Origin of the sequence: Nitrospira sp. T9, from assembly GCF_052156535.1 — a bacterium.
GTDB lineage: Bacteria > Nitrospirota > Nitrospiria > Nitrospirales > UBA8639 > Nitrospira_E.
This window is the reverse complement of the sequence record NZ_JBQKUP010000024.1, coordinates 1-12,928: the sequence shown is the minus strand read 5'-3', so window position 1 is coordinate 12,928 and position 12,928 is coordinate 1. Positions and strand designations below refer to the sequence as shown.

Annotated in this window: 9 protein-coding genes; 4 read left to right on the top strand and 5 right to left on the bottom strand. The window is 47.2% G+C overall.

What is annotated here, in order from left to right:
• Positions 1–6: 6 nt before the first annotated feature.
• The 3 genes from rpsI to argJ all read left to right on the top strand — a co-directional run bounded on the left by rpsI (position 7) and on the right by argJ (position 2,926).
• Positions 7–399, top strand: a complete 393-nt coding sequence (gene rpsI / locus ACTRXD_RS02870; RefSeq protein ID WP_442430336.1) for a 30S ribosomal protein S9 — start codon at positions 7–9, stop codon at positions 397–399.
• Between the two features lie 199 nt (positions 400–598).
• A complete protein-coding gene (argC, locus tag ACTRXD_RS02865; protein WP_442430335.1) occupies positions 599–1,675 on the top strand; it encodes an N-acetyl-gamma-glutamyl-phosphate reductase in 1,077 nt (358 codons plus the stop codon).
• 42 nt (positions 1,676–1,717) lie between these two features.
• Positions 1,718–2,926, top strand: a complete 1,209-nt coding sequence (gene argJ / locus ACTRXD_RS02860) for a bifunctional glutamate N-acetyltransferase/amino-acid acetyltransferase ArgJ (protein ID WP_442430334.1) — start codon at positions 1,718–1,720, stop codon at positions 2,924–2,926.
• Positions 2,927–2,983: 57 nt separating this feature from the next.
• Here the strand turns inward: argJ and prsR are convergent, their stop codons facing one another.
• The 5 genes from prsR to ACTRXD_RS02835 all read right to left on the bottom strand — a co-directional run bounded on the left by prsR (position 2,984) and on the right by ACTRXD_RS02835 (position 11,036).
• Positions 2,984–4,363 (bottom strand): PEP-CTERM-box response regulator transcription factor, encoded by a 1,380-nt coding sequence (prsR, locus tag ACTRXD_RS02855; protein WP_442430333.1) that lies wholly within the window; start codon positions 4,361–4,363, stop codon positions 2,984–2,986.
• Between the two features lie 2 nt (positions 4,364–4,365).
• Positions 4,366–6,555: an ATP-binding protein gene (locus tag ACTRXD_RS02850; RefSeq protein WP_442430332.1), complete on the bottom strand. Its 2,190-nt coding sequence runs from the start codon at positions 6,553–6,555 to the stop codon at positions 4,366–4,368.
• 770 nt (positions 6,556–7,325) lie between these two features.
• The gene (locus ACTRXD_RS02845; RefSeq protein WP_442430331.1) at positions 7,326–8,726 is read right to left on the bottom strand and encodes a sigma-54-dependent transcriptional regulator; all 1,401 of its coding nucleotides are present in this window, start codon (positions 8,724–8,726) and stop codon (positions 7,326–7,328) included.
• Between the two features lie 10 nt (positions 8,727–8,736).
• Entirely contained in the window at positions 8,737–9,555 is an 819-nt protein-coding gene (locus ACTRXD_RS02840; protein WP_442430330.1) for a hypothetical protein, read from the bottom strand.
• The gene (locus ACTRXD_RS02835; protein WP_442430329.1) at positions 9,552–11,036 is read right to left on the bottom strand and encodes a sensor histidine kinase; all 1,485 of its coding nucleotides are present in this window, start codon (positions 11,034–11,036) and stop codon (positions 9,552–9,554) included. The genes ACTRXD_RS02840 and ACTRXD_RS02835 overlap by 4 nt, the downstream gene beginning before the upstream one ends.
• A 767-nt stretch (positions 11,037–11,803) precedes the next feature.
• On the opposite strand from ACTRXD_RS02835, the gene ACTRXD_RS02830 reads away from it, so the two are divergent.
• Positions 11,804–12,928 (top strand): Ig-like domain-containing protein (locus ACTRXD_RS02830; protein WP_442430328.1); only part of this gene is annotated, 1,125 nt, incomplete at its 3' end.

The window sequence follows — 12,928 nt, the reverse complement described above, 5'->3', positions numbered from 1 at the left end:
TCTCACATGGTCGATACCATTCAATATGCAACCGGAAAAAGGAAAAACGCGATTGCCCGAGCGTGGGTAGAACCAGGGCAAGGCGACATTCTCATCAACGCACGATCAGTCGATTCATATTTTCCACGATTAACGCATCAAATCCAGATACAAACGCCATTCGAGGTCACCAAAACAAGCGGGCAATTTAATGTCAAAGCCACCCTGATAGGGGGAGGCGTTTCAGGTCAGGCGGGAGCCCTTCGCCATGCGATTGCCAAGGCATTGGCCTTATATAATCCTTCGCTACGGGATCCCCTGAAAAAAAATGGATTGCTCACCAGAGATAGCAGAGTGAAAGAACGGAAAAAATACGGGCAAAAAGGCGCCAGAGCCAGGTTCCAATACTCCAAACGATAATTGGCCGGACACCATTCACGCAGAATTATGGGGGAGGCCTTCCAGCCTCCCCCATTTTTTTAATCCGACTTCTGTCTGATGCCGTCGCCACTCCAATCAAACTGTTCGCAAATAATCAATTGTCACAAAGGAAAATCATTTCCCGATAGGTATCCTGCTCAAACTTTCTCCCCTCAATCAACTTTCTAGAAAAAAGACCATGGATAGAAAAATTCGCGTTGCTGTAATTGGAGCTAGTGGCTATACAGGTGGGGAATTACTTCGATTACTCACCCTCCACCCTCAGGTCACACTGTCCCGTGTGGTGGCGTCTGAAAAATCTGAGGGCCGCGCTGTCGCGTCGCTGCTTCCTCATCTTACGAAGATTTATGACTGTTCATTGTCTTCGTTGAATATCGACTCGATCGCCAAGGAAGTCGATGTGGTTTTTCTCGCGCTTCCTCATACGCAATCCTTGCAGCCAGTAGCCGATTTTCTCTCACAGGGGAAACATGTCATTGACTTGAGTGCCGATTATCGTCTTCAGGATCCGTTGGTGTATGAGCAATGGTATCAAACCCCCCATACCTTCCCTGGCCTGCTCAAAAATGCGGTGTATGGACTACCAGAACTCAATCGCGCAGCTATCGCCAAAACCAACCTTGTCGCCGTTGCCGGGTGTTATCCCACCGTCGCCATTTTGCAACTCGCGCCCTTTGTGGCCCAAGACCTTATTGAGCTCAACTCGATTATCATTGACGCAAAGTCGGGAATTTCAGGAGCCGGTCGCACACCTGCACTGGGCACTCACTTTCCTGAATCGCATGAAGCCATTCATGCCTATAAAATTGGCAAGCATCGCCATGTGCCTGAAATCGAACAGGAGTTGGCACGACTGATTCCTGCTCCATCATCAAAAACAGCTTTTCCCAGTCCATCTATAATTTTCACACCTCACTTAATACCGATTAACCGAGGCATTCTGAGCACCGCCTATGCCAAATTGAAACCCGGCATTGAACAATCCCATCTGGATGCAGCTTATAACAGTCGGTATCGAGACGAATATTTCATTCGACTCTTTCCCAGTTCCGAAGGGGTCAATCCGAAAAATCTGCGAGGATCAAATTTTTGTGACCTCAGTTGTACCTATGATTCTCGAACGGGCTATCTCATCACCACAGGTTCGCTGGACAATCTCGTAAAAGGCGCAGCCGGACAAGCGATTCAATGTATGAATCTTATGTTAGGACTTCCCGAAACACTCGGATTGACCGCGCCAGGGCTCTTTCCCTAGACCACGTTCACCAGTTTCTCCTGACGAGAAGGGGATGTTTTCATGTCTAAACGCATAAAAGGCGGGATCACTGCCCCCAAAGGATTCCTAGCCGCAGGGATTCATTCAGGAATTAAAAAGACCAAGCAGCTTGATCTGACCTTGATCGTGTCAGAGAAGCCTGGACCTATCGCCGGGGTGTTCACCTCCAACAGGCTCCCAGCCGCTCCCGTAATTCTCGACCGGCTTAATCTCAAGAAAGGCACAGGTCAAGCATTCATTGTTAATAGTGGCAATGCTAACGCATTTACCGGACCAGAAGGTTTGGTCCACGCCAGGGAAATGGGTCGGAGAGTTGCCGACCAACTCACAATTCCCCTTCACCATGTGTTTGTCGGATCCACTGGTGTCATTGGGGTTCCCCTACCGATGCCGGCAGTACGAAACGGGATTCCCATTTTGATCTCACGACTACGCAAGGCTGGTCACCAGGAAGCTGCCAAGGCGATCATGACGACAGACACCTGGCCTAAGGAAATCGCGGTTCAAGACCGAATTGGCGGAAAAATAGTGACAATAGGGGGAATCGCCAAAGGTTCAGGAATGATCCACCCTGACATGGCGACCATGTTGGCCTATGTCACAACAGACGCAGCCATTGACCAAAAAACGCTACAAACTACCTTTCGCGCTGTCACCAACCAAACATTTAACTGTATTTCTGTTGATGGGGAAACCAGCACCAATGACACGGCCTTATGTCTGGCCAACGGGGAAGCCGGAAACCTACCCATCAAAACCGGAACGACGGCACATAGCAAATTTGAAGCCCTCTTATTTCAAGTCTGTCACCATCTGGCAATGGAAATTGTTCGGGATGGCGAAGGTGCCACCAAAATCATTGAATTCCAGATCACTCAGGCTTCCAGTGACCGGGCCGCCAAACAATTTGCCAATACCCTAGCCACCTCCCCTTTAGTCAAAACCGCTATATTTGGGACGGATCCCAACTGGGGGAGAATTGTGGCCGCATTAGGACGAGCCGGTGTCCCTGTTAAAGCGGAGAAACTTCTCATTGGATTCAATAAGATTCCCATCGTCAAAAACGGGAAAGGGCTGGGGCCTCATGTGGAACGCCGAATTAAACAGGAAATGAAGAAGTCCTTCCTGACCATCTTTATTTCACTCGGAATGGGCAAAGGATCTTCCAAGATCTGGACCACGGATCTGACTTACGATTACGTAAAAATCAACGCATCCTATCGATCCTAACTCTTTTTCTCTGCTCAATTTGGAAGTTGGGAATTGTCTATTACCGAGGAGGGATAGTTATTTTTTTATGTGATGGCGGGAAATTAAATCATGCAGGGTCGGGCGGCTCACACCAAGGATGGTCGCAGCCTTGGTAATATTTCCACCTGTTTTGGCTAGAGTTTGCTCAATCACTCGCCTTTCGACCGTATCTCTGGCTACTTTCAAGGTAAGCCCATCCTGACTCTCATCCGGAGGGGATAAATCTAAATCTTCCGGAGCAATTCTTGGATTGTCGGTTAGCGTCACGGCGCGACGAATCCTGTTTTCTAATTCTCGAATGTTTCCGGGCCAATGATATTGCTCGAGAGACATCAGCGCTTCCCGCGTAAATCCGGAAATCTTCTTTTTCGCTTCTTCTGAATAACGCTGAAGCAGGGATTTGCCCAACATCACGATATCGCCACCCCGCTCCCGTAAGGGAGGAGCCGTAATGGTCACGGTATTCAATCGATAATACAGATCTTCCCGGAAGCGGCCATCTTTCATTGCCAGCTGAAGATCCATATTGGTGGCTGCCAGAACCCTTGTGTCAACTGGAATTTCTACCCGTCCGCCTACCCGCTCGATACTTCGTTCTTGTAAAACCCGAAGTAACTTGACTTGTAATGCAGGAGAAATCTCACCAATTTCATCTAGAAAAAGCGTCCCGCCATGGGCTGACTCAATTCGACCTGAACGCTGGAGATGGGCTCCGGTAAACGCACCTTTCTCATGTCCAAACAACTCACTTTCCAGCAACGTTTCGGGAATAGCCCCACAATTAATCGCGATAAAAGGGCCGTCCTTTCTGTGACTTTGCTGATGAATCGCCCGAGCCACTAACTCCTTTCCTGTACCGCTTTCTCCGACGATTAAAATAGAAATATCCGAACCGGCTACTCGCCGGATGGTATCGAAAACTTTAACCATGACCGGGCTGCTTCCGATAATTTCAGGAAATCCCCGTTTCGCCTCACGCTCCAGAAGTTTTTGGTTTTCTTTTTCCAGACCGGCCAAATATACGGCGCGCTGCAGAACAACTTTTAACACTTCCAAGTCTACCGGCTTTTCCAGAAAATCATATGCGCCCAATTGAATAGCCTTGAGCGCATTCGCTCGATCTTGATTTCCCGTGATGACGACCACCTTCACCAAAGGATTCACCGCAAGCAATTGTTCCAAGGCAGACAATCCCTCCGTCACCCCACCGGCATCAGGTGGCAAACCTAAATCTAAGGTGACCATTGAGATCTTTTCCCGTTGCAGAATATCGACAGCTGCCGCGCGATGATCTGCCTCATAGATCATATAGGAGGACTTTAATCCCCACTTCATCTGTTCAAGAATTTCTTGCCGGTCATCAACCAGAAGAAGTGAAGGAAGATGTGAATTTTCAGCAAGCGGATCAGACTTCATGGTCACTTGTTTCTTCTTGAGTCATATTCTACCCCGACTTGAGACACACCAAACACCATAGTACTTGCATTATCGGCACTTTGTACGGGAAATGTAATCATCACCGATGTGCCCCGCCCTTCCTGACTCTCAATGTGAATGACGCCATGATGGTCCTCTACAATACGCTTACATTGAAACAGTCCTACACCCAATCCATTCTTTTTGGAGCTTTTGAATGGCTGAAAAATATTTTCAAGCTGGGCCACGGACATTCCACCCCCTGTATCGACCATTTCAACGATCACCTCCTTGCCATCATAGGCGGTGGATATTTCAATCGTGCCCTGTCCCTCAATCGCCTGGCGCGCATTTAGAATGAGATTTAGCAGAACTTGTTTGATTGCCTCCCTTTTGAGCTGAAGGACCGGAACCTCCAGCCCCGGGGAAAAATTCGGTTGGCATCCAGGGCCGTTGACGGCCACCAGAATGTCCTTGATCAACAGATTCACATCCACCGACTCTGTCGGGACTCCCTCACTCAAATTCGGTTCGTTCGCCTGACGAGATAATTCTCCCATTAAATCGATAATTCGCTGAGACGTACTTTTAACGGTCTGCATTGCCGTTGTCTGAAATTCAATATTACTCCCGTATTGCGCCGCATTCTGAGCCACCATAGATAAACTCGACGCCAAATTTTTTAAATCATGTAAATAAAAAGCCGAGAACCGATGCACGGCTTCCCATTTAGCGGATGAACTACGCTCTTCAACTAACTCAAATTGAATGAGCAGCATCGTCACATGGTGCGCAATGGCTCGCAGTAAATCCAAATCGTCATGATCGTAATCGTCAAGAACCGATTCCTGACTAAGCGTACAAAATCCAAGCAGTCGGCCTTGCTCCGTCACCAGGGGTACACACACATGGGCGTGAGTGACATCAAGAAATTCCCTCCAATCCTCACCCGTCCGCTGCCCCACTTGCACCAACAAGGGTTCTTGTTTTTTTTTCAATAGATGAACAAGAGGGTGTGTTCCAGGAATGGGAATCGGCTCTGACACATTCGATGACCGATTATTCTCCGTTAATTTCCTTCGACGCCGTTCCATTCGTATTTGATGATACCGTCCATCAACATCAAAATGTTTCCAAATTGTGACCCGAGACGTTCCAAATGTTCGACCGAGCCACTCAAGGTATCGGTTTAAAAGTTCGGAGCCATCCTGACAGGCCGAAAATGTCTCAGTGACCTCTAACCATTTCTCTCGATAATCATATTTCGCCTTAAAAAAATGGCGAGAAACGACTTGCAGAAATTCGACACGAACACGCCTGGAAAGCAGGGCGACCACCAAACCCATAACGGCAAGAAACATGAGAACCATTCCCAGTGATTCCTTGACCTCCCAATCGGTTTGTTGCACCACTACGGTCACCATAGCGACAAGAAGGAAATACCCACTCACACACACGACGACCAGGGAAGCATATAATGCCTGGTGACTAATTTGAATCTTCTGGATCACCTGCGGTCCTCGCCATCGCCTCAATCCCAGTGCCATAACCATGAGAGAACTCAACGATGCGATCCCCCCTGCCCACACATCTTCCGATCGCCACACCGAAACCACGACCAAATGAAAGGCCTGCGCGATGGATATGCAGGCCAGACCTCCCAATCCAATCAGCACGTATTTCAATCGATATCGTAGAGGATCGGGAAAAGACTGAAGGATACGTTCCAGCTGAAATATTCCCACACAGGAGGCCAATACGATAAACCCCCAGATCATCAATCCCTCTGGTCGTCTGAACACAATGTCCCCCTCAGGATTGACCTGCATGAATCCATCTGGAGTACCCACGATCACCATTGCTAAAAGAGCAGCTCCACAGGCAATAATCTTCCACCACCCTCCGCCCAATGCCACAGAATTCGCAGAAAATTCATGTAACAATGAAAAACCGACCAAGCCGATCATGACCGGCAGCATGACCTCACCAATGAGAATAAGTTTTTTGGAAATAATGAGATGGGCTGGAAACACTTCTTGTATCCCATTCAGCCCATGGATCCAAATCATAACCGCCATCAGCAAAAGTAAAGGGAAAAAATGTGCCCCATCCTTTCTCTTCACAAATATGATCGTGGCCAAAAACAGGGAAACTCCTGCCGTGAGAATAGATGGAATAACCCACACACTCATAATGCCCCAAATTCCTATTGAGAGTTAGAGACAGACACGTTCATTTCTCGGTGTGACCAAAGACCACAGTCTTTTCGTTATTCTGATTGATGGAGACATGCTACGTAACACATGCTTTCATCTCTCGGGCGCACCCGGATTTATGGAAGAACCACTCGGATACCTACGCTGGCTTTCGAGCCCTTTACATATCAAGGTAAGATTTTCTCTTCTGGCCTGGGTCATGAGGATTCAGTCACCAGGCTACAAAAGCCTGGTTTAATAAATGAAGGAATTTCTCCCAACAGGTTTTTATGACACCTTTATCATGGAGAGAGAGGTCAAGATGGAGCACCATCCTAGCCTGCTCCACAGGACATTAATCAGAATAAAACTGTAGTAGTTTTTTTCGGAAGATGAGGAGGGGGACTGTAGGGTTCAGCCTCTCAAATCGACCTCGCCTCTCGCCGGACAAGGAAGGCTAGGGTTCGATTTTGATGAAGAGGAGTATCTTCAGCTTCTTTATCTACTATAGAACAAAGCCGTCCCGTTTCAGCCAATAAATTTAATCATGTAGAAATGGGAACATGAGGCTATCCGACAGGAGTGACGTGTCAGAATTACTGGGATGACATATCAGGCATATATGGGCCTTTCCAGCCCATTCCTGCCGAGAATTTCGAAGTATGAACCAGCGTAAACCGACTTAACTGCCGTTGTTAAAATGGAGAGAATTTGGCGCCTTCCCGACCCCATGCTAAGAAATAAGCCTCTTGACAGCTGCACCAAAATTACTGGAGTCCTGGTTGGCCGTTTGAAGGAGACGCATCTTCCTGTCTATCGGAGGGATGCAGTCCATATTTTTTGAGCAGTTTATAAAAATCTGCCCGATAGCGCCCGGCAATTTGTGCCGCCTTGGAGATGTTTCCTTGGGTAGCTTTCAGCAAATCCTGGAGGTACTCCTTCTCAAATGCCTCTTTCGCATCAGTTAATGGCTGAAGGCCACCTGGCTTGCTCTGTTCTTGTGGAGAAAGCGCAAGGAATTCGGCCGTAATAATGTCTTGAGGAGACATGACAACCGCACGTTCAATCATATTCTCAAGTTCTCGAACATTACCGGGCCAAGGATACGTAATTAAGGCCTGCATGGCTTCAGGGGAAAATCCTTTGACGATTTTACCGTGATGCTCTATGCTCCGCTTAAGAAAAAACTGTGCGAGAGAAGGAATGTCCTCCCGTCGTTGCCGAAGCGGAGGAATCCACAAAGGCACGACGTGAATCCGATAATACAGATCTTCTCGAAATCGTCCTTCCCGAACGGCTAATTCCAGATCCTTATTGGTTGCGGCCAGAATTCTCACATCCACCTTCACGGGCACTTGCCCTCCGACGGGCACCACCTCTCGATTTTGAATGGCCCGCAAGAGTTTCCCCTGTAATGACAAAGGCATTTCACCAATTTCATCCAAAAATAATGTTCCCTTATCAGCACTTTGGATTAATCCTCTTTTATTTTGATGGGCGCCGGTAAAGGAACCCTTCATATGCCCGAACAACTCACTTTCGAACAACGTTTCTGGAATAGCTGCACAATTGACGGCCATAAACGGTTTCGAAGCTCGAGGGCTATTACAATGAAGCACGCGGGCAATAACTTCTTTCCCGGTTCCGGTTTCTCCGGAAATACAGACGGTGGTATCGGTCTTCGCCACTTGCGCCACCTGCTTCAACACCGTATGCATTTCTGCACTCCGGGCCACGACATTTTCAAGCCCATATAATTCGTTCACAAGCAATTGTAGTCGATGAATTTCCTGACTCATTCGTTTGGTGGTGAGGGCTTTATCAATACTCTCCAGTAACTCTTTGTCATCAAACGGTTTGGTTAAATACCCATACGCACCTTTTTTCATGGCTTCCACCGCATTAGGAATACAGCCATGCGCCGTTAAAATCAGGATTGGAAGATTCGTTTGATGCTGATGCAATTCTTCCATCAGATCCAAGCCATCAGCATCCGGCAATCGAAGGTCCAGAATGGCAAAATCATAGGGATCTTCCTGAACGCGGCTCAACGCATCCCCCCCGGAGCCACAGGCCGTCACCACAAATCCCATGGAATGCAGGCGCATTTTCAAGAGGGTCAGTAAACTCGGATCGTCATCAACAACAAGAATTCGTTCATCAGCCATCACAATTCCTCTATTTTTTTCCTTCACCTTCATTTGGGAATTCTTTCTCCTCGGCTCTTTCGAGTTTGGGGGTTGGGGCCATTTTTTCAGACGGGCGGGTCGGTGGGGCCTTCTCGCGGATTTCCTGATCGATACGTCGTAACGCCTCTAATTGATTCGTCAGTTCTTGAACTTTTCTCTCACTGGACTTCAGTTCCTGCTGCACATCCTGGCGGAGTGCCTGCTCCTTTTTTAATTGTTCTGTTTGTTTGGAAAGATTCGAGAGTGCCTGATTCAATTCGTCGACAGCCTTTTCCCGATTCGTTAGTTCTATCTTCAGTGCGTCAACCGAATCTGTTTCCAATTGACGACTTAATTCATGGACCAGTAATTCCTTATTCACTATTTCACGAACCAATCGCTTAGTTAAGCCCTCGGAAGCGATCCCTCCTCCTGGAGCATTCAATACGTCCAACAACCATAACCAAAATCGGCTCTCACCCGCCAATACGCTGTTGGGGTTGGAAGCCACCACTTTTCGAAAATGCAGCGCAGCTAATTCCCTATTTTCATATAACGCAACGACTCCACGAAGAAAATGGACCGCACGGCATTCATCTTCACTTTTACAAGTACTCAGCTTCTTTTCCTGATCATCTGCAATTGCCCGAAAAAATGGAACATCTTCAGGGTCAGGAGTTAACACCGAGGACACCGAAGAGTATCCGGTTGAACCAGATTGAGCCAAGGCAGATCGATCCCAATCGGTGAGGTTAGACCCACCCCATTCAAGAAGCATTACGGAAACTAAAAACACCAGGATCAACGACTCAATTTTTTTGCGTGTCAATTGACACTCCCCGTATGTTTTCGCTTGGGAATGGTAAAATGCAAGGCAGTCCCGGTTCCCAGAATACTCTCAGCCCAAATTTTTCCACCATGGGCTTCGACCACCCGCTTCGCCAAGGCCAACCCGATTCCACTCCCCACATACACACGGCCTTCTTGGGTTTTCCCCTGGTAAAATCGTTCAAAAATATGAGGCAAATCAGCTTCGGGAATTCCCGGTCCCGTATCAGACACCGAAAATTGCAACCCTCCTCCGGCACTATCCGGCCTTGATCGAATCAGCACCGTCGTTCCTTCAGGACTAAATTTAATCGCATTCGATAAAAGATTTTCCAACACTTGTTCCATCCTCGGCCCATCCAGATCATAGAACCTCACCTTGTTCTGAAACAAATCGAGGGTCAGATGAATGTTTTTTCGTTCTGCGAGAAATTTGACTTTTTCTGTCGACCGGACGACCAAACGATTTAAGTCGGTTGGACTAAAATTATAGGAGACCATGTCGGCCTCCATCCGGGATAAATCCAAAAGATTCCCGATTAAGTGATTGAGCCGTTGACTACTCTCAGAAATAATGGTGAGGGTTTCTCGTTGGTCTTTCGTCAGCGTTCCAGGAATTCCATCCAGCAGAAGCTGTGAGCCTTCACGAATAGACGTTAACGGGGTCCGTAACTCATGGGAAATATTTGCCAGGAATTCCGATTTCATCTCATCTAACTTTTGTAGTTTTTCGCCCATCCAATTTACCTGGCCAACCAGTTCACGTAACTCCTGTGGAACAGAAAGGGAGATCGTCCCTCCAAATTGACCTTGTCCAATTCTGCGGATTTGAGCTTTAACTCGTCGAAGGGGCCGGAGGATACTATAGCTGGCGATCCCGGCCAAGCCAAGACCTAGAACCAACGCCATCACCAGAAGCTGTTTCGTAATTTCCTGGGCCTGCACCGAACGAAGATGGGAATCCTTGAGAATCGCGCCGACACTGGCTTCCTGAGCAGTGATATAGGCGTTGATGGATTGGGTTATAGCGGTAATCAAGGTATCACGATTTTGCTCATAGCTGGCGATAGCCTGAGGAGAACGGTCGGCTTGCTCAACGCCAACACTCAAAAATAAGGTATGAAATTCTTCGTGAAGTTCCTTTGTTTTCGCAAGTGCTTCCAGCGTACTGCCAGGGTTTTCCTGATCTTGAAGCGCTTTTAAGGTTTTGCGAAAATTTTCAGCCTCCTGAAGAAAATCTTTCAGAAGTGTGGTATCCCGAAGTACCAAATATTGCTTGTCACTTTTTAATTGCGCATACAGACTGGTAATGAGACGCTTAGCCGTTTCCACAGCTGGAAAGTGATGAGTCGCTAACTCAGCGCCTAATTCCGTTAAGGCACGAAATTGATGGAGAATATATAAATTCACGCCAACCACCAATGCAAGGATTGTCAGGTACCCAAGGGTTAATCGCCAAAATATAGATAGACGTGTCAACATTTTTAAAACACCAAAACGAATAGGAACGTTTCAAAAGTATTTGTATCTGTTGACTCTAGACCTGAGTGAAAAAATTTCCAAACAACCTGCTTTGTTCTCTCCATTGCAAATTTAACTATCCCCCTTCCTCGAAAACACCAAAGAACTTTCACATAAAAGTTGGCTACGTAGCAATGCTGAATTGTATTTCCTACATAAGATTGATTAATCCTACACGAAAATCCAATATTTCATGAAGTTTCTATAAAAGCGCCTGCCAATTTTTCTGTTTAGAAACAATTAAATATTTAGACCTTGGCTTCACTGGTCTCTTTATTGCATGTGCCACCGTAGCTAACTTAATTATTGGAAAGATTTTCAAATTCTATCAAAAACCCCACTCCTTGAATTTTCCCACCTGTCGGATGCGAAAATTTAATGGGGCATGTTTATTATCGTGACAATTACTTTATCTACTCATTGCGTGTCTCTTTATTTCCCCCCCCCCAATTTATCCATCTTCATAATTTTTCATCATCCTCCCCCTGAATTAAAAACACCTTCCAAGTTTTCTTAGACAGTACTTGGAAATTTAGATTTTATTGCCCGATTAAACAATTCGGCTTGCCTTTCTCCTCCTAGGAGTAATTTAAGAAAGCCATGCTTTCTTCTCTGATTGAACTTACATTTAGAGAGGGCAAGTTGAAAATAGACACGCACAGAGAAAAAACCGTTCGAGAAAACTATTTTTGAAATGGGAAACAGTCTACCAATGCAGGAGATGAATAATGAAATTCCAAAGCACCATCCCCTTATTTAAAAATTCTCTCTCCACCAAAATTCCCAGGGCCGTGATGTCTCAACTTGTGCAAATGGGCCAGAGGCTTTCCAACATCGTCGTACAGCTTTTTACAAAATTAATCTTGGGCCTGGCTTCTCACGTATCTCCAAAAATACTTTCGTTTTATATGCTTTTGTTCGCATTGATAACTGTAATACCTTGCGCCAAGGTTTTTTCAGCTAACGTTTCGGTGACCTGGAATAAAAATACCGAATCGGATTTAGCCGGATATAAAGTTTACAAACGGGCGTTACCTTCTCAAGACTTTGGACAACCCATATTTTCAGGAATGCCCAGCAATCCATCCTCGCCCGCAACAACCGTTTCCGGGCTCAATGGGGGCACAACCTATGGATTTATAGCAACAGCATTTGACACAGCCGGAAATGAAAGCGCCCCTTCCACTGAAAAGCAGATTTCCATCCCTACAGGTACCTCCCCTCCCCCCCCACCCACCTCAACCCTCAATATTTCGAACCTGACCGTGTCCAATGGGAAAGCCTATGTTGTGCCCACTTCCGGCCTGCAAGCGGGTGGCACCGTATATATCGACCGTTCCTATACCTTTACGACCGTCCCCACTCTCGTGCAGGGTGCGGCATATATCCGTACGGCAAATGATGACAAAGCAGCGACCAATACCGCCTTCCTCAGCTTTACAGTTAATCAACCTGTATCCGTGTATGTCGCCCATGGCGATCGCATTACCTCGAAACCTGCGTGGCTGAACACGTTTACCGATACCGGCACAAATCTGGTGACCTCGGATGCGACCTTCAGCCTGTTTGTGCGCTCCTTTCCAGCCGGCACCATCACCCTCGGGGGCAATGCTAGCGGTGGATGTTGCAGCATGTATTCCGTCATTGTTAAAGCAGATGGTGCCACCCCAGGTGACACCACGCCCCCGACCATCACGTTGACGTCCCCCAGCGCTGGAACTATCTCCGGCACGGTAACGGTTAGCGCCAGTGCCAGCGATAATGTGGGTGTTACAGGCGTCCAATTCCGTCTCCAGGGCGCGAACCTCGGGGCTGAAGATACGACTAATCCCTATAGCACCAGCTGGAATACC

What these genes read in the sequence shown, in the direction of transcription:
- rpsI (WP_442430336.1), top strand. Translation starts at nt 7, where the DNA reads ATGGTCGATACCATTCAATATGCAACCGGAAAAAGGAAAAACGCGATT.
- argC (WP_442430335.1), top strand. Translation starts at nt 599, where the DNA reads ATGGATAGAAAAATTCGCGTTGCTGTAATTGGAGCTAGTGGCTATACA.
- argJ (WP_442430334.1), top strand. Translation starts at nt 1,718, where the DNA reads ATGTCTAAACGCATAAAAGGCGGGATCACTGCCCCCAAAGGATTCCTA.
- prsR (WP_442430333.1), bottom strand. Translation starts at nt 4,363, where the DNA reads ATGAAGTCTGATCCGCTTGCTGAAAATTCACATCTTCCTTCACTTCTT.
- ACTRXD_RS02850 (WP_442430332.1), bottom strand. Translation starts at nt 6,555, where the DNA reads ATGAGTGTGTGGGTTATTCCATCTATTCTCACGGCAGGAGTTTCCCTG.
- ACTRXD_RS02845 (WP_442430331.1), bottom strand. Translation starts at nt 8,726, where the DNA reads ATGGCTGATGAACGAATTCTTGTTGTTGATGACGATCCGAGTTTACTG.
- ACTRXD_RS02835 (WP_442430329.1), bottom strand. Translation starts at nt 11,036, where the DNA reads ATGTTGACACGTCTATCTATATTTTGGCGATTAACCCTTGGGTACCTG.